The organism is Cytobacillus sp. MT66 (assembly GCF_058792595.1).
On record NZ_JBXAFB010000003.1, the window covers coordinates 231,073 to 253,857 of the forward strand.

The window sequence follows — 22,785 nt, forward strand, 5'->3', positions numbered from 1 at the left end:
AAATAAGTTCAGCTTGGAAGTTTGGATAAGACAAGTTTTGACCCTATCTTACACGTCAAGTACTTCTTTTTCCTTATCCTTAGTCATGGAATCAATTTTTGCAATTTGTTCATCTGTTAACTTTTGAATATCGTCTGAAAAACCGCGAAGATCATCTTCAGTGATTTCACCATTTTTTTCAAGCTTCTTCAAATCATCATTGGAATCGCGGCGAATATTGCGAATGGCAATTTTCGCTTCCTCTGCTTCCTTTTTCACTAGTTTCACTAGTTCCTTACGGCGTTCCTCAGTAAGCTGTGGAATTGTCAGACGAATGATATTTCCATCATTGCTTGGTGTTAACCCTAAATCGGATTTAAGGATTGCCTTTTCAATTTCCCCAAGAACACTTTTGTCATAGGGCTGAATAACTAGCAGACGAGCTTCCGGCACAGAAATTCCAGCAAGCTGGTTAACAGGTGTCGGTGCCCCATAATAATCAATCGAAATTCTATCAAGTAATGCTGCATTTGCGCGGCCTGCACGAATGCTGGCTAGTTCACGAGAATAAGCTTGAATTGCCTTAGTCATTTTATCTTTTGCATTGGAAATTACTTGTTTAGCCATTATTTATTCCCCCTAACGATTGTTCCGATTGTTTCACCCATTACTGCACGATTGATGTTTCCTTCCTCCATAATAGAGAAGACAATTAATGGGATATTATTATCCATACATAAGGAAGAAGCCGTTGAGTCCATGACAGCAAGTCCTTCTTTAATGACATCCAGATAGGTTAGCTCATCATATTTCTTTGCATTTTTGTCCACACGAGGGTCTGCGGAATATACACCGTCAACATTGTTTTTCGCCATTAAGATGACTTCAGCCTCAATTTCAGCTGCACGCAAAGCGGCTGTTGTATCTGTAGAAAAATATGGATTTCCAGTACCTGCTGCGAAAATGACGACCCGTTTTTTCTCCAGATGTCTAATCGCTTTTCTGCGGATGTATGGTTCTGCCACCTGTCTCATTTCGATGGATGTCTGTACCCTTGTCTCAACGCCCATTTGCTCAAGACTGTCCTGTAATGCCATGGAGTTCATGACAGTAGCCAGCATACCCATGTAATCTGCAGTCGCACGATCCATGCCCATTTCCTCACCGATTTTTCCTCGCCAAATATTTCCGCCGCCGACAACTACTGCGACTTCTACTCCTAATTTAGCTAAATCTTTCACTTGTACGGCAACTGATTTAATTACGGATGGATTAATGCCGAAGCCCTGAGTTCCGGCTAAGGCTTCACCACTTAATTTTAAGACAACACGTTTATATTTTGGGCTGCTCATAAGAACCTCCATATGTAGTTTATAAGAAAAGCGTAAGCGCCTTGGTCAGCCCCGATTAATGTTCGCAGGCTAAAATCGCCACGTCCTGTGGCAACGCCTGCATGACCCTCATCCTGAGGGCCCTAAGACAAGACGTCAGGAAGGTGCTCTTTACCTTCATGACGGCTTGGCTTATGACTCGAGGGGCTAGGCGCCGAAGCTAGACAATTCTCGAAGTACATTTATACTTTTCTTATCTCTCCTGTATAAACAGCTTGAAAAACAGGGAACACACTGTGTTCCCTGAGACAAACATTTTCGTTTAAAACATTTTATTATTTCTTCACTTGATTCATAACTTCTTCAGCGAAATTATCTTCGCGCTTTTCAATACCTTCGCCAACTTCGTAGCGAACGAAATCACTGATTTTGCCGCCTTTGGATTCAACGAACTTGCCAACTTTTACGTCAGGGTTTTTAACAAACGCCTGGTCGTTCACACAAACTTCTTCGAAATACTTGCCTAAGCGGCCTTCAACCATTTTCGCAACGATGTTTTCAGGCTTGCCTTCGTTTAGAGCTTGCTGTGTTAATACTTCGCGCTCATGTTCAACTTCTTCTTGAGACACTTGATCGCGAGAAATATATTTTGGATTTAATGCAGCAATATGCATTGAAACATCTTTAGCAGCTTCCTCGTCAGTTGTTCCTTCAAGAACAGATAACACGCCAATGCGTCCGCCCATATGAAGGTATGCACCGAAAGCATCGCTATCTGTTTTTGTTTTTACTTCGAAACGGCGAAGAGTTAATTTTTCACCAATTTTTGAAACTGCAGCATTGATGTGATCTTGAACAGTTGCTCCATTTTCCATTGTTTGAGCTAAAGCATCTTCAACAGAAGCAGGCTTTTTAGAAAGCAAATGATCTGCTAGCTCTTGAACAAGCACTTGGAAGCCTTCGTTCTTTGCAACGAAGTCTGTTTCAGAGTTTACTTCAAGAATAACTGCCTCATTGCCGTCAACCTTGATAGATGTTAAACCTTCTGCAGCGATACGGTCGCCTTTTTTAGCAGCTTTTGCAATTCCTTTTTCGCGAAGGAAGTCAATTGCTTTTTCCATATCTCCATCTACTTCTTGAAGCGCTTTTTTACAGTCCATCATTCCAGCGCCAGTTTTTTCACGTAGTTCTTTAACCATTTGTGCAGTAATTGCCATGATTAATTTCCTCCTTGATATAGGTTATGTATATCTTATTTTAGCCTTATAGCAGTATTTGCAAACTGAAAAAGCTTATTAGCTATTTCTTCAAAAAAAGGTGATAAAGGGTGCTCCCTATTATCACCTTTTTATTGTTTGCTTAAAAAACAGGCATTCATTCATAAAGCTCTGTTAATATTTACCGTTGATTTCCGCTACAGGAGCTCCAATCAACTAAGAGGTTATAACAAAGCCTTGTAAATATATGCTTGAGTAATTATTAAGCAGTAGTTACTTCTTCACCTTGTTTAGCTTCAAGGATTGCATCTGCCATTTTACCTGTTAAAAGTTTAACAGCGCGGATAGCGTCATCGTTTGCAGGGATAACAACATCAATTTCATCTGGATCACAGTTTGTATCAACAATACCAACGATCGGGATATTTAATTTATGTGCTTCTGCAACAGCAATGCGCTCTTTGCGAGGATCAATGATAAATAAAGCATCTGGAAGAGTCTTCATATCTTTGATTCCGCCTAAGAACTTTTCTAAGCGCTCAAGTTCTTTATTTAATTGAACTACTTCTTTCTTAGGAAGCACTTCAAAAGTACCGTCTTCAGCCATTCTTTCGATATCTTTAAGGCGAGCAATACGCTTTTGAATGGTTTCAAAGTTTGTAAGTGTTCCGCCTAACCAGCGTTGATTCACATAGTACATTCCAGAACGAGTTGCTTCTTCCTTAACGGAATCTTGAGCTTGTTTTTTAGTACCAACGAAAAGGATTGTACCGCCGTTACCAGCAAGCTCCTTAACGAAGTTATAAGCTTCTTCAACCTTTTTAACTGTTTTTTGAAGGTCGATGATGTAGATGCCGTTACGCTCAGTGAAAATGTACTTTTTCATCTTAGGGTTCCAGCGGCGAGTTTGGTGACCGAAATGTACACCAGCTTCTAGCAATTGTTTCATTGAAATTACTGACATGTTTTTTTCCTCCTACGGTTTGATTTCCTCCGCCTATATCATTTCCAGCTGGGAACTAAAAATTAGCACCATCCAGCTAAATCCATAAGCGTGTGTATTAACACCATTTGTTAATATAGCACAATCATTTTTGACAATCAAGTTATTCTTGTGTTTTTTGGTGAAATTTTAATAACAATGATATCTCTGTTTTGCCTTTATTTAGAGCCTTTGCTATTTCCCCTTCCGACAAGCCCTTTTCCTTTAAAAGCCAGGCTTTATCTGCCAGAGATTCCTCATTCTTTTGATTGCTTAGAATAGTATTTTGTTTATATACTTTTGCCGCTGCTGCTGCAGGCAATTTTCCTCCGCTGGTCTTCAAAGGAATGTGATCCTGCTGTTTTAGATCCTCCGATAATTGATTCACTGCTTTCTGCTTTTCGATAGATTCATTTGGTGATGCCGCATGGTCTGCTTTTAGTTTATTAATGAAATGTTCATTTTCCTCTTTCATTTGAACTAAAAACCCAGCTACCGAATCTTCTATTTCCCTATTCATCTTTTCAATCTTTTTCTCTGTTTCCACTAGCTTGTTCTGGCGTAAAAAAAGGATGACAATAGCAAATAAAGCTAAGATATTTAAAAATAAGCTGATAACTAAAAAGAATGCCGTCATATATGTATAAATCTCCTAAGAAATTTTCCCTAGACTCTGCCTTAGTTTACTAATGGCCTTCGAATGAATCTGAGAGATTCTTGATGTCGAAAGACTCATAACCTGGCCGATTTCAGTAAGTGTTAGTTCTTCTTTATAAAACAAGCTTAGGACTAACTGTTCGTTTTTGTTTAATTGCACGAATGACTTACTTAATTCTCTGATTAATTCATTTTTCACCAGATGATCTTCAGGAAGGTCCGCATTATCGTCTTTAATTGATAATTCATGTTCTTCCTTATCATCTTCATCATTCAGTTTTTCATTAATGGAGAGGACGTTTGCAAAGAAATCCTGATTGATGGCAGATTGTACTTCTTCCTCACTCATATTTACCTCCGCAGAGATTTCCTGAATGGTTGCATTTCGCATCAGCCGCTGTTCTAGACGCCTTATGGCCGCTTCTATCTTTTTAATCTTCTCCCGCGTATTCCGCGGCAGCCAATCTTCTTTTCTCAGCCCATCCAAGATCGCACCGCGTATACGGAATGATGCATAGGTATCAAATTTCAAATCTCTTTTTGTATCAAATTTTTCCAGTGCATCGAAAAGCCCCATCATTCCAAAGCTTCGCACATCATCCCTCGAAACATTTTTAGGCAAATGAACAGACACTCGCTGAACATGATAATGGACAAGAGGCATATACTTTTTCACCAAGAAATCACCGGCCTCTGAATCACGGGATTCAGCCCACTTTTGCCAGTATGATTGTTCCTCAAGTTTTTGATGTATCATGATAGCCCCCCTCGAAGACTGGATTAATGATTAAATTTCTTTAATACCTTTATTTACAGTCCTAATTTGCAGCATGCAAGTCTCTGGATCAAACTCAATGGTCCTGCCGCTGTTTCCTCCGACATCTTCAGCAATAATATTGATTCTAAGGCCCGCCAGCTCTTTTTTTACCGCTTCGACATTTCTTGGACCGATTCGCATAATATCGCTCCCTGACGAAAATTGAAACATTTGTGCCCCTCCGGCAATTTTTGCCTTTAGAAGGGGTATTCTTGCACCATTCGATGCCAATTTCTCCACAAGTTCCTTTATCGCTGTATCCGCGTATTTAGCCGTATTTAAAACACTGGATTTTGCAAGTGAGGAATCAGGAAGCATAATGTGTGCAAGTCCCGCCATTTCTTTGCTTTGATCAAATATGACAACACCGACACAGGATCCAAGCCCAGATGTCCTTATTGAACAGGGAGCTTTCACTATATTCATATCAGCTATGCCAACCTTAATAACCTCTTTGCATTCAGTCATCTAATTGAACTCCTAATGCGTTAAAAATGGGAGCAAATGAATCGGGATCCGGCAAAAGGAAAAAATGGCCTTTAACAGACTCTTCTTTTTCTTCATCCTCGTTAAGTTCCGTATCAATAACAATCGCATAATCACTGATATGTGAAAGCTCAATAAGGCCATAACTGATGATGGCGCCTATCATGTCAATAGATAAAGCAGGGACCGACGGATATAGAGAAAGGTTCGTAAAGTCAGATAAGGCCGACAGATATGAGCCAGAAAGGATATTTCCAAGCTCTTGCAAAGCGGAAAGTCCCAGCTCACTATACGGCTCAGAATCGAAGGAAAAGCTGTCGTCCCCAATCATTTGCTTAATAAAATGTGCTGCTTGTTCCGTTGGCAGGATAAAAAACATACTTCCAGGCGCAGCACCTTCTATGCGCAGAAAAACGCCGGCAACAACATTTTCCGCTCCGCCGTTAATATTCATCATTTCATCCAATGAAACAATGCGTACAGCAGGCACCTGCATATCAATTTTTTTATTTAACAGCTTAGAAAGGGCTGTGGCAGCATTACCGGCTCCGATATTGCCAATTTCCTTTAAAATATCTAAATGTATGGATGATATTTTATCGATAAAATTCATAATTATAGCCTTCTAACCTAGTTATTTTTCATTTTAGCAGCTTTTCCAGATCGAGAAGAATGAGCAGTCTTTTCTCAATCTTCGCTACACCATTTATATATTGTGCTTCTTCAAGGCCGATAATTTCAGGCGGAGGTTCAATCGACTCTTTCGGAATATCCAATACATCATTTGCTGAATCGACGATAAACCCAACTTCTAAGCCGGGCAATCCAACAATAATAACCCGAGTGGCTTCAGAATATGGGACTTCCTCGATGCCAAATCTGCTTCTAAGGTCAATAATTGGCGTAATAACTCCGCGTAAATTTATGACCCCCTTAACGAACTTTTCTGTTCGGGGAACCCTCGTAATATGCTCAAATTTCTCAATCGACTGTACGTGGCTGACGGGTATTGCATATTCTTTATCATTTAATTGAAAAACAATTAATTTTATCTCGCTTGCAAGAGCCTCATTCATCCCTTTTCACTCCTTGTTCTGTCATCTATCCAGGAAAATGCAAAGTATCTAATAAGCAAATTATTTAATCAGTGCGTTGCAATCAAGGATTAAGGCTACCTGGCCATCACCTAGAATAGTTGCCCCTGAAATAGCAAATACATTTGTTAAATAATTTCCTAATGACTTTAATACAACCTCCTGCTGGCCAATAAAGGAATCAACAACGAGTCCCGCCATTTTATCCCCTTTTCTTACAATGACCACAGAATAGTATTCATCATCTTTATTATCATTCGGCACTTCAAATATTTCTTTTAAGAATAGGAGAGGGACCACTCTTCCGCGAAAATCGATTACTCTTTGGTTATGCGCGTTTAATACTTCAGTCTTTTTAACAATAGCCGTTTCAATAATGGAAGAAAGCGGTATCGCATATTTTTCATCTTGAATTTCCGTAAGCATGACCGAGATAATGGATAATGTCAGCGGCAATTGAATAGAGAAGATCGACCCTTGACCCAAGGAGGAATCAATGGAAACCGAACCTCCTAAGGATTCAATTGTACTTTTAACTACATCAAGCCCTACACCGCGTCCAGAAACATCAGAAATTTTGTCTGCTGTTGAAAAACCGGATGAAAAAATAAGCTCAAATACCTGCTTGTCTGTTAATGATGATGCCGTCTGCTCTTGAACGATTCCCTTTTTAATTGCTTTCGCCAGCACTTTATCGCGGTTAATGCCCGCTCCATCATCTTCGATTTCAATAAATACATGATTTCCGCTATGATAAGCCTTTAGCTTTACTGTACCTTCTTCAGGCTTGCCGTTTGCCCTTCTTACCTCTGGAGTTTCTACCCCATGATCAAGTGCATTTCTGATCAGATGAACAAGCGGATCACCAATTTCATCAATCACTGTGCGGTCAAGCTCTGTTTGTGCGCCAATAATTTCAAGATTGATTTTTTTATTTAAATCACGGGCTAATTGACGGACCATTCTTGGAAAGCGATTAAAGACCGTTTCAATCGGAACCATGCGCATAGTAAGAATAATATTTTGAAGATCGCCGGAAATACGGGACATGCGCTCAACAGTTTCGTGAAGCTCCTGATTATCCAACTCTCTTGAGATTTGCTCTAGCCGGCCGCGGTCGATGACTAGCTCTTCAAACAAGTTCATTAATATATCCAGCCGTTCAATGTTGACACGAATCGTTTTACTGCTGGCATGTTTATGCGATGATGCTGAAGTATTTTGGGCATTGGCTTCTGCCTTCTCTGGATTTGCCGTAGCACCCTTAATTTCATTTTCCATCGGCTGATGATCTTGGCTTTCTTCCTCCTCGTGGCATACCTCTGCTAAAGCAGGAAGTGTAATTTCGACATGATCAATTTCCGAAACTTTTAAAATTTTCTTTTGAATGTCCTCTTTTGTTTCCTGTGTAATAAGAACAGCGGTAAATTCTTGATCAAATAATTCTTCCTCTAATTGTTCAGCAGGCGGATTCGACTTGATGATTTCACCGCTCTTTTCAAGGATTTCAAAAACCATAAAGACTCTAGCCGCTTTTAATAGACAATCTTCTCTTAATGAAACGGTAATTTCGTAAGTTTCAAAACCCTGTTCTTTTGATTGCTGTATAACCGTTAATTCGTATTCATCATATGTAATCGGCGCTTTTTGAACAGGTTCAGCAACCGCTGCTGCGACCTCTGAAGCGGCCTGTTTTAAAACAGGACTTTCACCTTTTTCAATTAATAATAATTTTTCAACTGCCTCGGAAACGTCTCTTTTTCCGTCGCCTCCATCTGCAATCGATTGTACCATTGCCTCAAGATCATCTACAGCAAGAAAAACAACATCCAGAATTTCCGGATTAAAGGTGATCTTTTGATTGCGGATGGCATCAAGGACATTCTCCATTTGGTGAGTCAATTTGGCTAAGTCCTCATAGCCCATGGTCGCAGACATCCCCTTTAACGTATGGGCAGAACGAAAGATCTCATTTACAATCTTTAAATCTTCGGGATTCTTCTCTAATTCAAGAAGCAGTTCATTACATGCCTGCAAATGCTCTTTACTTTCTTCAATAAAAACCTCTAAATACTGGTTCATATCCATTGTAGCTTGCCCCCCTCGGCAATATATGTAATAAGAAAAGCGCAATGCGCCTGGAGCTAGACATTTCTCGAAATCTTTAAATCAAATATGCCTCGGCGTATTTGCGTCATTTTTTTCAAGCTTGCTCGTTCAATAACGTTAAACAAATTTCATAATGGAAGCTGCAATTTGATCTACATCTAAGATTTCGTCAATTAAATTGGCTGCAATTGCAGCTTTTGGCATTCCAAAAACAATGGATGTTTCTTCTGATTCAGCAATTGCTTTCACAAAACGATCTTTTTCCTTTAAAGTCTTTAGACCACTGGAGCCATCTGAACCCATTCCTGTCATGATCACGGCAAGCTTTTGGTATCCTTCAATGCAGCTTACAGACTCAAACAATACATCAACAGCTGGCCGATGTCCGTTCCTTATCTCCGTCTGATCTATTTTTAGGGATAGGTTCGCCCCTGTCTGCTTTACTTTTAAATGAAACCCTCCTGGAGCAATATAAGCTGTGCCCTTTTTCACAAGATCACCATCTTGGGCTTCTTCAACAGAAATACGGCACATTGCATTCAGCCTGTTTGCTAATGATTTAGTAAACCCTGCAGGCATATGCTGTACAATTAAAATCCCTGCATCCAGATCCTCTGGCAGCTTCGTCAGAACTCTTTCCAATGCCCTGGGGCCACCTGTTGAGGTGCCAATGCAAACAAGCTTCTTTAAGGGAAAACCAGCTGTTTTGCTATGTAAAGCCAAACTTTGCACAGCCAAAGGATCTAGGTCTTTTCTAATCTTTTCTGGAAGTACAGAAGTTTCATTTAGTTCTATTTTACTATAATTATTTCCAAATTTAATAGAAATTTTCCTATTTAATCCAAAATGTTCTAAATGCTTCCGCTTGACCTCGCTCGCTGAAATCACCTTGCTGATTAATTCATTCTTTATTTTGTCCAGGTCAAGGGAAATGGAGCCTGATGGCTTGGCAATAAAATCTATTGCACCATATTGTATGGCTGTTAATGCATTTTCTGTACCTTCGCTTGTTGTGCTTGATAGCATAACAACGGGCAATGGCTGTTCCTGCATGATTATTTTTAATGCTTCTAAGCCATTTTTCACTGGCATTTCTACGTCCATCGTAACAACATCCGGTTTTAGTTCCCGGATCTTTTTGAGTGCATCCTCGCCATTTCTTGCTGTGCCAGTCACATATAGTCTGGAATCCTCAGACAATAAATCCGAAATGAACTTTCTCATAAAGGCCGAATCATCTACTACTAATACATTTATTTTTTTCATGATCTGGCCTGCCTTTCAAAAAGGAAATGCTTCATTCTGGCAATAAAAGATGAAGCTTTCTGATGATTAGCATCCCTATTGCAATAAAACTCGGTCAATTCTTTTAATGATTTTGCTGCCTGTGAGCGCCCGTTAAATAAAATAAAGGGTGTCTGACTTTTTACGGCCTTTTGCACAGTCCTGTCGTCTGGGATCATTCCTAAAAAAGCCAGTTCCCTGCCTAAAAAGGTTTTCAGCACATTGGCCAGTCTATTATATGTCTGCTTTCCTTCTTTTTCCGTTTGTATGCGGTTCACAACAAGATTGAAAGGAAGACTTTGATCTAAAAGATGAATATGCTTCATCATGGCATATGCATCTGTAATGGATGTTGGCTCTGAAGTGGTAATGACGATAATTTCCTGTACAGATAGAATAAACTGTAAGGAATAATTCGATATCCCTGCTCCCATATCAAAAACAACATAATCATAATGGTCCATGACACCTGATAGCTCATGGAGAAAGTGTTCCACCATATCTGCGTCAAGCTCAACTAATTTTGATAGTCCTGTCCCACCAGTAATATAGCTGATCTTTTGCGGCGAGTTTACAATAATTTCCTTTAAGGGAACACTTTTTTCAAAAAAGTCAATAATAGAGTATTCAGAGGTTTCCCCCATTAAAATATCCAGGTTTCCCATTCCCATATCCAAATCAAATAGCAGAACAGAATAACCCTTCTGTGCCAGTGAGATTGAAAAGTTAAGAGAGAAATTAGATTTCCCAACACCGCCTTTGCCACTGACCACTGCAATTGTCTTAGGTATTTTCTTCTCTGCATTTCTTCTAAGCTTTAAACGCAATTCCTCCGCCTGATCCTTCATATCACTTAACTCCAATAATCATTTTTGCGATTTCTCCGGGTGCAGCTTCAATCATGTCATCAGGAACATTTTGGCCGTTCGTAATATATGCTGCTCCCCTGCTGTATTTTCTGATCAGATTATACATGGCGCCATAGGCTGATGTTTCATCTGCCTTGGTGAAAATAAATTTATCAATATCAATAATCGAAAACTGTTCGTATATATCTTCCATATCCCGCTGTTTTGCCGTAAGGGAAAGAACAAGAAAGGACTCCATATCTTTATCAAAATCTATCGTTTGTTTCAGCTCATCAACATATTCCCTATTGCGAAAATTTCTTCCCGCCGTATCGACAAGGATGACATCATAGTCATCATACATTTGCGCTGCTTTTCTAAAATCTTCAATGGTATAACAGACCTCCATTGGTACATTTAGAATCTTTGCATAGGTTTTCAGCTGATCAATGGCGGCAATTCGATAGGTATCCGTTGTCAGAAAGGCCACCTTTTTTTTATGTGTTAGCACACAGTCAGCGGCAATTTTCGCCAGAGTTGTTGTCTTTCCCACACCTGTTGGACCAACCACGTTAATAAACTTTTTCTTAAAGGAAATTCCCCCAAATGAAATACCAGACATTTGTTCCGCCAACTCTTTTTCAAGCCAAGTATAGACTGTATCAATCGCTGAATTCGCTCCATTGACAAACCATTTTTCGAGCAGCAAATTCATGATTTGGTCTTTTATTGCTCCATCAATTTCCTGGTCATTCAAAAGCTTGTCCATATGCTTTAGGGGCGGGGGGTAAGTTAGCCCGGATACCTCATTTGAATGAGGAAGATTCCTGAGAAGGCTTTTTAGCTCGGCTACTTCCTTTAATAGCTCATCTTGAGGTATTGGTTTTTCATCATTCGTTTGTTGTTTGACAGGTTCCTTTACCATCATTTTTAATTTTTCTTCAGATAATTTAGTCTGTTTTTGCTTCGTGATAGGAATGGTCTGTGAAGCCGATACTTGATCCACAGCAGCAATAACCTCAATTGTCTTCTTTTTGAAAAACCCAAAAAGTCCGCCTGACTGCACTTCCCTGGAATTTAAAATTACTGCATCACTGCCTAGTTCAGCGCGAATTTGCTTCATTGCCTCTGCCATTGATGAAGCGGCATATTTTTTTACCTTCAATCTACATTCACCACCCCAACGCTTTGTACTTCAACACTTGCTTCGAGCTCATTATAAGATAGGATAGGAATTTGCGGGAAATACCTTTCCGTTATTTGTCTTACATACATCCTGACAGCTGGCGAACATAATACAATTGGTGTTTGATCAATTAGCGCCAGCTGTTCTACTTGTGAAGCAATGGATTCTAAAATCCCTTGAGAAACAGATGGATCTAACGATAGGTAGTTCCCATGCTCCGTTTGCTGAATTCCTTCTGCGATAAGCTTTTCTACCCTGCCAGAAATGGTAACTACCTTTAGTGTATCTGAAGTGTTCGAATACTGATTGGTAATTTGACGGGCAAGTGCCTGTCGAACATATTCAGTCAGCAAATCTGTATCACTTGTGACTTTGCCAAAGTCAGCCAGTGTCTCAAAAATAACTGGAAGGTTTCTGATTGAAACATTTTCCTTCAATAGTTTGGCAAGGACTTTTTGGATATCGCCTACAGACAGCGGATTTGGTGTAACCTCTTCAACCAAAATCGGATAGGTTTCATTTAAATGATCAATCAGCTGTTTTGTTTCTTGGCGTCCGAGAAGCTCATAGGCGTTGTTTTTGATGACCTCGGTAATATGTGTAGAAACAACGGACGGCGGGTCAACAACGGTATAGCCGAAGATTTCCGCCTGTTCCTTCATTTCTTCCGTTATCCATTTAGCCGGCAATCCAAAGGAAGGCTCAATCGTATCAATTCCTTCGACAGATTCATCTTCAACACCAGGGCTCATAGCAAGATAATGATCAAGCAGCAGCTCACCCCGGGCCATTTCATTGCCTTTGATTTTCAATCTGTATTCATTTGGCTGAAGCTGGATATTATCGCGAATCCTTACTACAGGAATCACAAGCCCAAGCTCAATGGCCAGCTGCCTGCGGATCATAACAATCCTGTCAAGCAGATCTCCCCCTTGGTTTGCATCTGCTAAAGGAATAAGCCCATAGCCAAATTCAAACTCAATCGGATCTACACTCAATAGCCCAACGACACTCTCAGGGCTTTTCATCTCATTTGTTTCTTGTTCTTCTTCTATTTCTAATTGTTCTTTATCTGTTTCTGGTGTTCTGGAAATGAAATAACCGCCTGCACATAGAAGTCCAGCAATAGGAATTGTCAGAACATCACTTATCGGGGTAAATAACCCAAGCAGAAAAATCGTGCCGCCTGTTACATAAAGCATCTTTGGAAAAGCAAAAAGCTGTGCAGTAATATCTTTCCCCAGGTTCCCGTCAGATGCAGCCCTTGTGACAACAATTCCTGTCGCTGTAGAAATAAGCAAAGCAGGTATTTGACTGACAATACCATCCCCAACGGTCAGAAGTGAAAATTTATTGGCTGCATCAGCAATTGATAACCCCTGCTGCGTCATACCAATAACAATGCCAAAGATCAGGTTAATAAGGACGATAATGATACCGGCAATGGCATCCCCTTTAACAAATTTGCTGGCACCGTCCATCGAACCGTAAAAATCCGCTTCCCTGCTGACCTTTTCACGGCGCATCCTTGCTTCCTGCTCGGAAATCATGCCTGCATTCAAATCAGCATCAATACTCATTTGCTTTCCGGGCATTGCATCCAACGTAAAACGCGCAGCTACCTCAGAAACACGTTCGGCCCCTTTGGTAATGACAACAAATTGTATGATGATCAATATAAGAAAGACAACCATTCCAACAACCACATTTCCGCCGACAACAAAGGTTCCAAAGGTCTCAACGACACCGCCTGCCTCTCCTTTTGAGAGTATGGAACGTGTCGTAGAAACATTAAGCCCCAGGCGAAATAGAGTCAAAAGGAGCAGCAGCGAAGGAAAGATTGAAAATTGCAGCGGCTCACTCATATTCATTGTCGTAAGCAGGACAATGAGGGCTAAAGAAATATTGATCATGATTAGTATACTTAAAAGCCATGACGGAAAAGGGATGATTAGCATGGCGACAATTAAAATAACACTCAGCAAAACAGATAAATCTCTAGCTGACATATAATTCCTCTCCTAGCAACAGAAAAGCGCAAGGCACCCGCTGGCGCCTGGAGCTAGACATTTCTCAAAGTAGAAAACTTACAATTTATTTTTTGTCCGGTAAACATAAGCAAGGATCTCGGCAACTGCTTTGAAAAATTCTTCCGGAATAGCCTCGCCAATGTCTGTTCCGCTATATAAAGCTCTCGCAAGAGGCCTATTTTCGACAGTTATAATATTTTGTTCTTTTGCAATTAATTTGATCTTCTGGGCAATAAAGTCAGCCCCTTTTGCAACGACAAACGGAGCGTCCTGTTTGGTTTCATCATACTTTAACGCCACAGCATAATGAGTCGGATTTGTAATCACAACATCCGCATTGGGTACTTCCTGCATCATTCTTCTCATAGCCATCTCACGCTGTTTTTGCTTGATTTTTGACCGAATGAGCGGATCCCCTTCTGAATTTTTAAATTCATCCTTGATGTCTTGCTTGGACATTCGGATATTTTTTTCAAAGTCATATTTCTGATATAAAAAGTCTAATAGGGATAAAAAAAGCAATGCCCCTGAAGCATAAAGCCCCATTTGTACGGTCAGGCTGCCCAGTTCGGTCATCGCCTGTCCAATGGATTTTTGCGATAGGATTAAAATTTCATCAATTTTATTCCATAAAACAAAAAAGGTTACAAAACCGACAAAACCTATTTTTAAGATAGATTTAAAAAGTTCTACAAGTGCTCTTACGGAAAAAATCCGTTTAAATCCTTTGATAGGATCCAATTTTTCAAGCTTTGGTGTTAAAGGCTCTGTTGAAAACAAAAAGCCGATTTGCATATAGTTTGCTGCGATCCCTGCGATCAAGGCAACCGCCATAATTGGGGCAAGGAAAATAAAAAACTCTTTTAAAAACACAAGAAGGACTGACTGGATATTCGCTTCTGTCAGTTCTGTCAGCATAAAGTCCCCTAAGGAATACTTCATTAAAGCGAGTATTTGGTCACCTAAATAGGAGCCGCCAAAGAGAAAAAATAAAAATACGCTTAATAGCACAATGGCTGTATTAACATCCTGGCTTTTGGCTGCCTGACCTTTTTTCCTTGAGTCCTGTTTTTTCTTTGGTGTGGCTTTTTCCGTCTTTTCTCCAGCAAAGGCCTGAAGGTCTAAACGAAGTAAATACGTCATTTTCATAGCCCTCCAATTAGCTCCATAAGTCCCCTCATCGTGTGTAGCATGATATCAAATAATTGAGAAACCAAAAGAAGGAGTGTTCCCATTACGACCATAAGCACAATAAAGCTTACCCCAATCTTTAGCGGGAGACCGACAACAAAAACATTAAGCTGCGGGACGGTTCTCGCGACAATCCCTAAAGCGATATCAACTAAAAATAGGCTGCCGACAATGGGGATAGACATTTGGAAGGCAATGATAAACATTGAATTGAATGCCTTAACAACATATTGCAGCATATTTTCATTCCCAAAAGGAATCCATGGCTGATCAATGGGGATGAATTTATAGCTGTAAAATACCCCATCAAGCAGTAAATGGTGTCCATTTAATGCCAGCATCAAAAATAGTCCAATGGTATACAGGTATTGACCCATCAGCGGACTCTGCGCTCCCGTCTGCGGATCCATGACATTAGCAATCGCAAAGCCCATTTGAAAATCAATAAAGCCTCCTGCTGTCTGGATCGCAGATAATAGCATGTAGGCAATAAATCCAATGAATAGTCCAACAAGCGCCTCTTTTATGATCAGCAAAAAATAATTGCTATCAATAGCCAACTCAGGGATATCGACGGCAAAGACCATGATGAGAGCCATAAAGAATCCCAAGCCAATTTTTGCACCTGCTGGGATGTTCCGATAAGAAAAAAGGGGCACCATCAAAAAGAAAGATGTTACCCTGACAAATATCAGCAAAAAAGCTGGAAATGCCGGTATTATCTCCGTCATAGAATTCATCCTATAAATCTATTTAAATTAGAAAAAATCTCATTCGCATACGATAGCAAATGGCTTAGCATCCACGGGCCGAAGAACACAATCCCTGCCAATACGGCAATGATTTTTGGAATAAATGCTAAGGTTTGTTCCTGTATTTGTGTGGTTGCCTGAAAAATACTTACGGCCAAACCCACAACAAGTGCAAGCAATAATAGGGGTCCACTGACAAGCAGCACCATACGGATCCCCTGCTCAGCTATGGAAATCACCGATTCCGGCGTCATGAACGTTCACCTTCTTAGGGTATAAGGTTAAAAGCTTTGCAGAAGAGATTTAACAACCAAATACCATCCATCTACAAGCACAAATAATAGTATTTTAAACGGCAATGAAATCATTACTGGCGGGAGCATCATCATTCCCATTGACATGAGAACACTTGCAACCACCATATCAATGACTAAAAATGGGATAAAGATCATGAATCCTATTTGAAAGGCGGTTTTGATTTCACTAATCGCAAAAGCCGGAACAAGTGCCGTTAACGGAATATCCGCAATTGAATCCGGGCGTTTTGCCTTCGCATAATCAAGAAATAGCGCTAAATCCTTTTGCCTCGTATGGGCACTCATAAATTCCTTAAAGGGGACAACAGCTTTATCATAGGCCTGTTCTAAATTGATTTCTTCATTAAATAGAGGCGTCAATGCCTCATTATTTACCTGCTGAAAGGTCGGAGCCATAATAAAAAACGTCAAAAACAATGATAGCCCGACAATCACCTGGTTTGGAGGCATTGACTGTGTAGCAAGCGCCGTTCTGACAAAGGAGAGAACGATTACTATTCTAGTAAAACAGGTCATTAATATGAGAATACTTGGTGCCAAAGATAGAACAGTAAGCATCAAGAAAAGCTTTACAGAAACGGAGACATTTTCAGGCGAACTATTATTGAAAAATTCCATGAAATCATTCATCGCTCGTCTGGTCCTTTCTGTTCCATTTCCCTAAATAATCTTTTTCTTCCTGATGAGATATCCTCTAACTGCTTATTAAGCAAGTCCTGAAACTGGGAGGATTCCCTTTGATCCGGGTTCCCGTTTTTCTCATCTGATGATTTATTCCTTCTGCGTTGTAATACCTTTGTCACAATATCGCTTGGCTGCAGATGCTGGTCCATTTTTTCATTGTAATCCTTGATCATTTGACTGTACTCAGTAAAATCTTCAATTTCCTTTAAAAGCTGAACATTTTCCCCTACACCAACAACCAGGATTCGATTTCCCACCTTTACAAGCTGGACAGAACGGTTCATACCGAGTGTTGTACCGCCCAAATTCTCCACAAGCTGTGTGCTTTTATACTTTTTGCTTTTTGCGTTTATTACTTTTAGCAAAAAATAAAGCAGGGCAACAACAAAAATAGTAGCAAAAATCATTTTAATGAAATCCCATGCATTAAGCCCAACCTGTGGATCTTGGACAGCCTTTTTTGTAGTTTGATCAGGCGTTTCCCCTTTTTGACTGCACTTATCTGGCTGTTCGATACATTCTTTCACACTATTATTTAATTGCTCCGCAAATACATGCACCCCAAAACCCTGAAGCACAAATGCAATAAGAAGCAATGTAACTGTAATCCGCTTCGTTTTAGCCAATCTATTGCACCCTCTAATTAGCCTAAAGTTTTTGAAATCGCTTCTAGCACACGGTCTGCTTGGAACGGCTTAACAATAAAGTCCTTAGCCCCTGCCTGAATAGCATCGATAACCATTGCTTGCTGACCCATAGCTGAGCACATGATAATTTTGGCATTCGGATTTAATTTTTTAATTTCTTTTAATGCTGTAATTCCATCCATTTCTGGCATGGTAATATCCATTGTTACTAGATCTGGCTGAGTTTCTTTATACTTTTCAATGGCCTGTGCCCCGTCTGCAGCTTCTGCAGCAACAATATAGCCGTTTTTTGTCAGGATATCCTTAATCATCATTCTCATAAATGCTGCATCATCAACAACCAAAATCTTATGCGCCATCTTTTGATAACCTCCAAAAATATTATTTTAGTTTTTTTATTCGATCGGTCTGGCTGATAATATCCGTCACACGGACGCCGAAATTCTCATCAATGACAACTACTTCCCCTTGTGCAATTAGACGGTTATTGACAAGGATATCAACCGGTTCGCCCGCAAGCTTGTCCAGTTCAATAATGGAACCCTGTGAAAGTTCCAGAATTTCTTTCACAGAACGCTTAGTTCTTCCTAATTCCACAGTAATCTGCAGCGGGATATCAAGAAGCATATTTAAATTTTTTGTCTCTGTCCCCTGGAGCCCTGGATATGGTTCAAAATTAGAGAACACCGCCGGCTGCACGTTTGCCTGTTCTGCCTGTGTAAAATTCGATCCGAAATGCTGCGGCTGATGTGCAGGCTGAGAAACCTGTCCATAGGCATTCACAGGCTCACTATATTGCTTTTCCTGATAAACAGGCACTTTTTCCTGCTGGGCTGGCTGACCAGTTTGCTTAAATTCTCCTGCGAACGGATCACTGTATGTTTTTGCATCCATTTGATCAACGGGAGAATCAGCTGTATATGAGCTATTTAAATCATCCATGCCTGCATTACCGGCTTCCCCATCGTTCTGGCCTGGATTTAATAATTCATTCACCAAGCTTTTCGCAAAATTAAGCGGAAGAAGCTGCATGATACTAGAATCTATTAAATGTCCAATCTTTAACCTAAAGGAAACCTTCACGATGATATCATCGGGAATTCTATCTGCTCCTTCTCCCTGTGTAAGATCTAATATATCGATAGAAGGCGGCGAAATATCCACACGTTTATTAAAAATCGTTGACATAGATGTTGCTGCAGAACCCATCATTTGATTCATTGCTTCCTGAACAGCGCTTAATTGAATATCCCCCATCATCTCAGATGGGTTTTCTCCATTTCCGCCAAGCATTAAATCCGCGATAATAGCAGCATCCCTATGCTGAATAACAAGTAAATTACTTCCCGCAAAGCCATCCGTATAATTGACCTGTATCGCAACATATGGGTGCGGAAATTCTTCTTGAAGCTTCTTTGGCAAAATAACAGATACAGACGGTGTCGTGATTTCTACCTTTTGATTGAGCAGGGTGGATAAGGCTGTGGCTGAACTGCCAAACGAAATGTTGCCAATTTCACCTAAAGCATCCTGTTCCATATTGGATAAGTAATCTTCAGTGAAAAAGACATCTTCGTATGATTCCGTCTCCTCCTCATCATCCGCTGTTCCGCGCAAAAGAGCATCAATTTCATCCTGTGAAAGCATGCCATCACTCATCATCTTCATCTCCTCCCTTAACAATATCTAACACCTGTATGGCAAGTTTTTTGTTTAATTTGCCAGGCTGGCCAATGAACTTCGGAATCCCGCCGATCTTGACCGTAAGCGGCTGGTCAATGCTCTTATTCAATTCAATGACATCGCCAATATCTAGCATTAGAAAGTCTTGAACACTGATTTCTGATGTTCCAAGTTCTCCTACAATTGGCAGCACGGCCTTTTCAATGTGCTTTTCAAGCCTAGCTATATCTCTTGGCACTGTTTCTTTTTTCTCATTCTGCATCCAGTAGTGGACAGATAGCTTTGGAATAATTGGCTCCAGCACAACATGCGGAATACAGATATTAATCATCCCGCTTGCCTCGCCGATTGTAGTGTTCAAAGATATGACCACAACCGTTTCATTCGGAGAAACCATTTGCAGAAACTGCGGATTCACCTCAAAATCTATAAGCTGAGGATCAATTTCAACAATGGTGCTCCATGCCTCCAGGTAATTCTCAAATGCTTTTTCAAAGGCAGCCGTCATAATTTTAGTCTCTATTTCTGTCAGCGTTTCAATTTTATTAACGCTAGCTCCCCTGCCGCCCATCATTCTGTCAAGCAAAGCATAAGCGATATTAGGGTTGACCTCCATAAGGATCCTTCCATCTAAAGGCGGTACTTCATAGACATTTAAAATCGTCATTTTTGGAATGGAACGGATAAATTCCTCATAGGGAATTTGGTCAGCAGATGCTACTGTTATTTGTACATATGTCCGCAATTGTGCAGAGAAAAAGGTCGTCAGAAGCCTTGCGAAGTTCTCATGAATTCTCGTTAAGCTTCTGATCTGATCCTTCGAAAACCTTAATGCCCTTTTAAAATCGTATACTTTTACCTTTTTTTCTACTTGTTCTTTCTTTAATTCATCTGCATCCATTTCTCCGGTAGACAAAGCTGATAATAAGGCATCAATCTCACTTTGGGATAATACCTCTCCTGACATGAACCTCACCTCCATTTTCGTTTGGAAAAAATCCCTTTTGGTATGAATAAAGTCTATTGGAGGAGAGATTCGGTTATATAGACCTGGACGATCTTTCCAGTTTGCATATATTCATTTATTTTATTTTTCAGCATCTCCTGAAGTTGTGTTTGACCTTCACGGCCTTGAATATCTTCTGGATTCATTTCAGAAAGCTCTTGAATAATAATATTTTTAACCTGAAATTCTCTTTTCTCTAATTCCTTTTTCGCTTTTTTTCCATCTGTTTGAATCTTGAAGGAAACACGAATAAAGTTATCATTTTTTAGATTCGTGGTAATTTGCTGGATATCAACCGAGGCCTCCAGTATGTCATCAATAGATGGTTCTTTTTGTGCTGACACCTGATCCGCCTGTTTGACAAAAACAACTAAAGCAGCTCCAGCCAGAGTAATAATAATGAGCAGAATAAGCATAATGATGGCAGGTTTATTATTTTTCATTATCCATTTCCTCCTGAATGATGCTGCCTGTTAGTCCGATTGATTGATAGAATTCCTTTACAAGCCGATAGATGGAATCCTCTGATTCCTTGACAACATATTTCTTTCCATTTGTTAATGTAAGTGTTGTATCAGGGAAGGATTCTATTGTTTCAATATAAATGGCATTTAATAAAAATGATTTACCGTTTAATCGAGTGACTTTTATCAATCTATTATCAGGACCAAGGCAAAGTTTGCCATTAGCCCTGTCCCTCCCTTAACCTAGCGTTTTAAGTTTACTAATTCCTGCAGAATCTCATCAGATGTTGTAATGATTCGTGTATTCGCCTGAAAACCGCGCTGGGCAACGATCATCTCAGTAAATTCCTCAGAAAGGTCAACGTTTGACATTTCGAGAGTACCTGAGACTAATTTGCCAGCACCTGAAGTTCCCGGAGTCAAATACGTAGGTTCCCCAGAGTTAACTGTGCTAGAAAATAAGTTTTCACCTGACTTTTCCAACCCGGCATTGTTATTAAATCTAGCAATCGCAATAGTTCCTGCCACATCAGGGGTATCTTTCCCCTCTACCAAGAAATTAATTTGACCGTCAGCTGAAATACTCATGCTAGTCACCTTATCAACCTCACCTCCGTTTATTTGAATTGTCGCTTTATCGGAATCCAAAATAAAGTCTCCAGAACCATTGACTAAATATCCGCCTGAATCAAGATATAAGTTCCCCGCCCTTGTATAAAAAAATGAATCTCCTCTTTTAACGGCTAAAAATCCATCCCCCTGGATACCAACATCGAGGACCCGGCCTGTTGTCTGCAAGCTGCCTTGAGTATCAATTGTATCGATAACTGTTAATTGGGCACCCAATCCTACTTGTTTAGGGTTCATCCCGCCTGATGCTCCCCCTTCGCCGGGGCCTGTTGCTCCTGAAATCGTTTGGCTCATCATATCCTTAAAAGTAACCCTTCCCTTTTTAAATCCAAAGGTATTAACGTTAGCAATGTTGTTGCCAATAACGTCTAGTTTTGTCTGGAAGTTTTTCATTCCGCTAATGCCAGAATACATGGATCGAAGCATTTTATTATCCCCCTTTTGGTTATCAGCTGCTTCTGTCATTCCACAGCCAAGGCTTCCTCATTGAGGTCCAGCCATTCTTTTTAATCCATTACGATTGTTCCGTTAATATTTGTAAAAATTTGCGAGGAAGCTTCCTGCCGGTCCATTGCCGTAATGACCGTATTAGTTTTGGCACTGACAATGAGGGCCGCGTCCTCTAGCAGGACAAGTGATTCATTTACACCCATTTTTTTAGCTTCATTCACCTTTTCTTCAATTCTCTGCCATTTTGCATGATTAATTTCGATCTCTCTCTGTTCAAGCCTAATTTGGGCATGTTTGCTGATCCTTAATGGATCATCTGTATGTAAAGCATGGTGAAAAACCTGCTTAAACGTCCCCTTATTCGTCTGATTAGGCTGCACATGGCGGATTGGAGCAGTGTTCAGCGTTTTTGCATGAATCGAATTAAATTTATAAGGTTCCATCCGGTCACATCCTTTATACTTTAGGCTTTTCTGTGTTCTCCGGCGGATTTCTGACCTCAGATATATTGGCTGGTTCAATCACTTTTCCATTTTCTAATGTCAGAAAAACTTGTCCATTCTTGTAGGAAGTGGAGACGACCTTTCCTATACCTTCTTCAACAATCGGCTCATCACCCTCATTTTCCGGATTGGATACATGAGTCCAGGTGACTTCCTTGCCAATTAAATCGCTGTATGCAATCAGAAGGTTTTGCTGCTGGCTATCAGCAAGCTTTTGCATTGTCTGATTCATATTGGTAATTTGTTCTAATGTAGAGAATGTCGCCATTTGGGCAATAAATTCTTTATCGTCCATCGGGTTCGAAGGGTCCTGATTTTGGAGCTGAACCATTAAAATTTTTAAAAAATCATCTTTTCCAAGGATATTAGAGCCTGTTTTGCGCTGTTCCTTTTGATAGTTTGATAGATATAACGATGAGTCAATGCTATTTGCCATTC

At 40.2% G+C, this 22,785-nt stretch carries 27 protein-coding genes; all 27 read right to left on the reverse strand.

Going from position 1 to position 22,785, the window contains the following annotated elements; all coding sequences use genetic code 11:
• Positions 1–48 precede the first annotated feature (48 nt).
• Positions 49–606, reverse strand: a complete 558-nt coding sequence (frr, locus tag AC1Q59_RS07070; protein ID WP_492365091.1) for a ribosome recycling factor — start codon at positions 604–606, stop codon at positions 49–51.
• The gene (gene pyrH / locus AC1Q59_RS07075) at positions 606–1,331 is read right to left on the reverse strand and encodes a UMP kinase (RefSeq protein WP_492365092.1); all 726 of its coding nucleotides are present in this window, start codon (positions 1,329–1,331) and stop codon (positions 606–608) included. The genes frr and pyrH overlap by 1 nt, the downstream gene beginning before the upstream one ends.
• 314 nt (positions 1,332–1,645) lie before the next feature.
• A complete protein-coding gene (gene tsf, locus AC1Q59_RS07080; protein ID WP_492365093.1) occupies positions 1,646–2,527 on the reverse strand; it encodes a translation elongation factor Ts in 882 nt (293 codons plus the stop codon).
• Positions 2,528–2,789: 262 nt separating this feature from the next.
• On the reverse strand, positions 2,790–3,491 hold the full coding sequence (gene rpsB, locus AC1Q59_RS07085) for a 30S ribosomal protein S2 (protein ID WP_492365094.1): 702 nt from the start codon (positions 3,489–3,491) through the stop codon (positions 2,790–2,792).
• A gap of 142 nt (positions 3,492–3,633) precedes the next feature.
• Positions 3,634–4,146 (reverse strand): DUF6115 domain-containing protein, encoded by a 513-nt coding sequence (locus tag AC1Q59_RS07090; RefSeq protein ID WP_492365095.1) that lies wholly within the window; start codon positions 4,144–4,146, stop codon positions 3,634–3,636.
• A gap of 15 nt (positions 4,147–4,161) precedes the next feature.
• On the reverse strand, positions 4,162–4,923 hold the full coding sequence (locus AC1Q59_RS07095; protein WP_492365096.1) for a FliA/WhiG family RNA polymerase sigma factor: 762 nt from the start codon (positions 4,921–4,923) through the stop codon (positions 4,162–4,164).
• Between the two features lie 30 nt (positions 4,924–4,953).
• Positions 4,954–5,451 (reverse strand): chemotaxis protein CheD, encoded by a 498-nt coding sequence (locus AC1Q59_RS07100; RefSeq protein WP_492365097.1) that lies wholly within the window; start codon positions 5,449–5,451, stop codon positions 4,954–4,956.
• A complete protein-coding gene (locus tag AC1Q59_RS07105; protein WP_492365098.1) occupies positions 5,444–6,082 on the reverse strand; it encodes a chemotaxis protein CheC in 639 nt (212 codons plus the stop codon). Before AC1Q59_RS07105 ends, AC1Q59_RS07100 begins: the two co-directional genes overlap by 8 nt.
• Before the next feature lie 28 nt (positions 6,083–6,110).
• A complete protein-coding gene (locus AC1Q59_RS07110; protein ID WP_492365099.1) occupies positions 6,111–6,545 on the reverse strand; it encodes a chemotaxis protein CheW in 435 nt (144 codons plus the stop codon).
• 60 nt (positions 6,546–6,605) lie between these two features.
• Positions 6,606–8,651 carry a chemotaxis protein CheA gene (locus AC1Q59_RS07115; protein ID WP_492365100.1) on the reverse strand — a complete coding sequence of 682 codons (2,046 nt, stop codon included), beginning with the start codon at positions 8,649–8,651 and terminating at the stop codon, positions 6,606–6,608.
• Positions 8,652–8,789: 138 nt separating this feature from the next.
• Entirely contained in the window at positions 8,790–9,938 is a 1,149-nt protein-coding gene (locus tag AC1Q59_RS07120; RefSeq protein ID WP_492365101.1) for a protein-glutamate methylesterase/protein-glutamine glutaminase, read from the reverse strand.
• Positions 9,935–10,804: a MinD/ParA family protein gene (locus AC1Q59_RS07125; protein WP_492365102.1), complete on the reverse strand. Its 870-nt coding sequence runs from the start codon at positions 10,802–10,804 to the stop codon at positions 9,935–9,937. Before AC1Q59_RS07125 ends, AC1Q59_RS07120 begins: the two co-directional genes overlap by 4 nt.
• A gap of 1 nt (position 10,805) precedes the next feature.
• A complete protein-coding gene (gene flhF, locus AC1Q59_RS07130; protein WP_492365103.1) occupies positions 10,806–11,969 on the reverse strand; it encodes a flagellar biosynthesis GTPase FlhF in 1,164 nt (387 codons plus the stop codon).
• Complete coding sequence (flhA, locus tag AC1Q59_RS07135; protein WP_492365104.1) at positions 11,966–13,999, reverse strand: flagellar biosynthesis protein FlhA; 2,034 nt, start codon at positions 13,997–13,999, stop codon at positions 11,966–11,968. The genes flhF and flhA overlap by 4 nt, the downstream gene beginning before the upstream one ends.
• Before the next feature lie 78 nt (positions 14,000–14,077).
• Complete coding sequence (flhB, locus tag AC1Q59_RS07140) at positions 14,078–15,163, reverse strand: flagellar biosynthesis protein FlhB (RefSeq protein WP_492365105.1); 1,086 nt, start codon at positions 15,161–15,163, stop codon at positions 14,078–14,080.
• A 2-nt stretch (positions 15,164–15,165) separates the two neighbouring features.
• Positions 15,166–15,942 carry a flagellar biosynthetic protein FliR gene (gene fliR / locus AC1Q59_RS07145; protein ID WP_492365106.1) on the reverse strand — a complete coding sequence of 259 codons (777 nt, stop codon included), beginning with the start codon at positions 15,940–15,942 and terminating at the stop codon, positions 15,166–15,168.
• Between the two features lie 5 nt (positions 15,943–15,947).
• Positions 15,948–16,217: a flagellar biosynthesis protein FliQ gene (gene fliQ / locus AC1Q59_RS07150; RefSeq protein WP_492365107.1), complete on the reverse strand. Its 270-nt coding sequence runs from the start codon at positions 16,215–16,217 to the stop codon at positions 15,948–15,950.
• Between the two features lie 27 nt (positions 16,218–16,244).
• Positions 16,245–16,910, reverse strand: coding sequence for a flagellar type III secretion system pore protein FliP (gene fliP / locus AC1Q59_RS07155; RefSeq protein WP_492365108.1), 666 nt, complete (start codon positions 16,908–16,910; stop codon positions 16,245–16,247).
• Entirely contained in the window at positions 16,907–17,590 is a 684-nt protein-coding gene (locus AC1Q59_RS07160; protein WP_492365109.1) for a flagellar biosynthetic protein FliO, read from the reverse strand. Before AC1Q59_RS07160 ends, fliP begins: the two co-directional genes overlap by 4 nt.
• A gap of 17 nt (positions 17,591–17,607) precedes the next feature.
• Positions 17,608–17,970: a response regulator gene (locus AC1Q59_RS07165; RefSeq protein ID WP_492365110.1), complete on the reverse strand. Its 363-nt coding sequence runs from the start codon at positions 17,968–17,970 to the stop codon at positions 17,608–17,610.
• 22 nt (positions 17,971–17,992) lie between these two features.
• Entirely contained in the window at positions 17,993–19,273 is a 1,281-nt protein-coding gene (fliY, locus tag AC1Q59_RS07170) for a flagellar motor switch phosphatase FliY (RefSeq protein WP_492365111.1), read from the reverse strand.
• Positions 19,263–20,261 (reverse strand): flagellar motor switch protein FliM, encoded by a 999-nt coding sequence (fliM, locus tag AC1Q59_RS07175; RefSeq protein ID WP_492365112.1) that lies wholly within the window; start codon positions 20,259–20,261, stop codon positions 19,263–19,265. The genes fliY and fliM overlap by 11 nt, the downstream gene beginning before the upstream one ends.
• 53 nt (positions 20,262–20,314) lie before the next feature.
• Complete coding sequence (fliL, locus tag AC1Q59_RS07180; protein WP_492365113.1) at positions 20,315–20,743, reverse strand: flagellar basal body-associated protein FliL; 429 nt, start codon at positions 20,741–20,743, stop codon at positions 20,315–20,317.
• Entirely contained in the window at positions 20,733–20,954 is a 222-nt protein-coding gene (locus tag AC1Q59_RS07185; protein ID WP_492365114.1) for a flagellar FlbD family protein, read from the reverse strand. Before AC1Q59_RS07185 ends, fliL begins: the two co-directional genes overlap by 11 nt.
• 53 nt (positions 20,955–21,007) lie before the next feature.
• A complete protein-coding gene (gene flgG / locus AC1Q59_RS07190; RefSeq protein ID WP_492365115.1) occupies positions 21,008–21,820 on the reverse strand; it encodes a flagellar basal body rod protein FlgG in 813 nt (270 codons plus the stop codon).
• 80 nt (positions 21,821–21,900) lie between these two features.
• Positions 21,901–22,287, reverse strand: coding sequence for a TIGR02530 family flagellar biosynthesis protein (locus AC1Q59_RS07195; RefSeq protein WP_492365116.1), 387 nt, complete (start codon positions 22,285–22,287; stop codon positions 21,901–21,903).
• A 13-nt stretch (positions 22,288–22,300) separates the two neighbouring features.
• Positions 22,301–22,783, reverse strand: a complete 483-nt coding sequence (flgD, locus tag AC1Q59_RS07200; RefSeq protein ID WP_492365117.1) for a flagellar hook assembly protein FlgD — start codon at positions 22,781–22,783, stop codon at positions 22,301–22,303.
• Between the last annotated feature and the right edge of the window lie 2 nt (positions 22,784–22,785).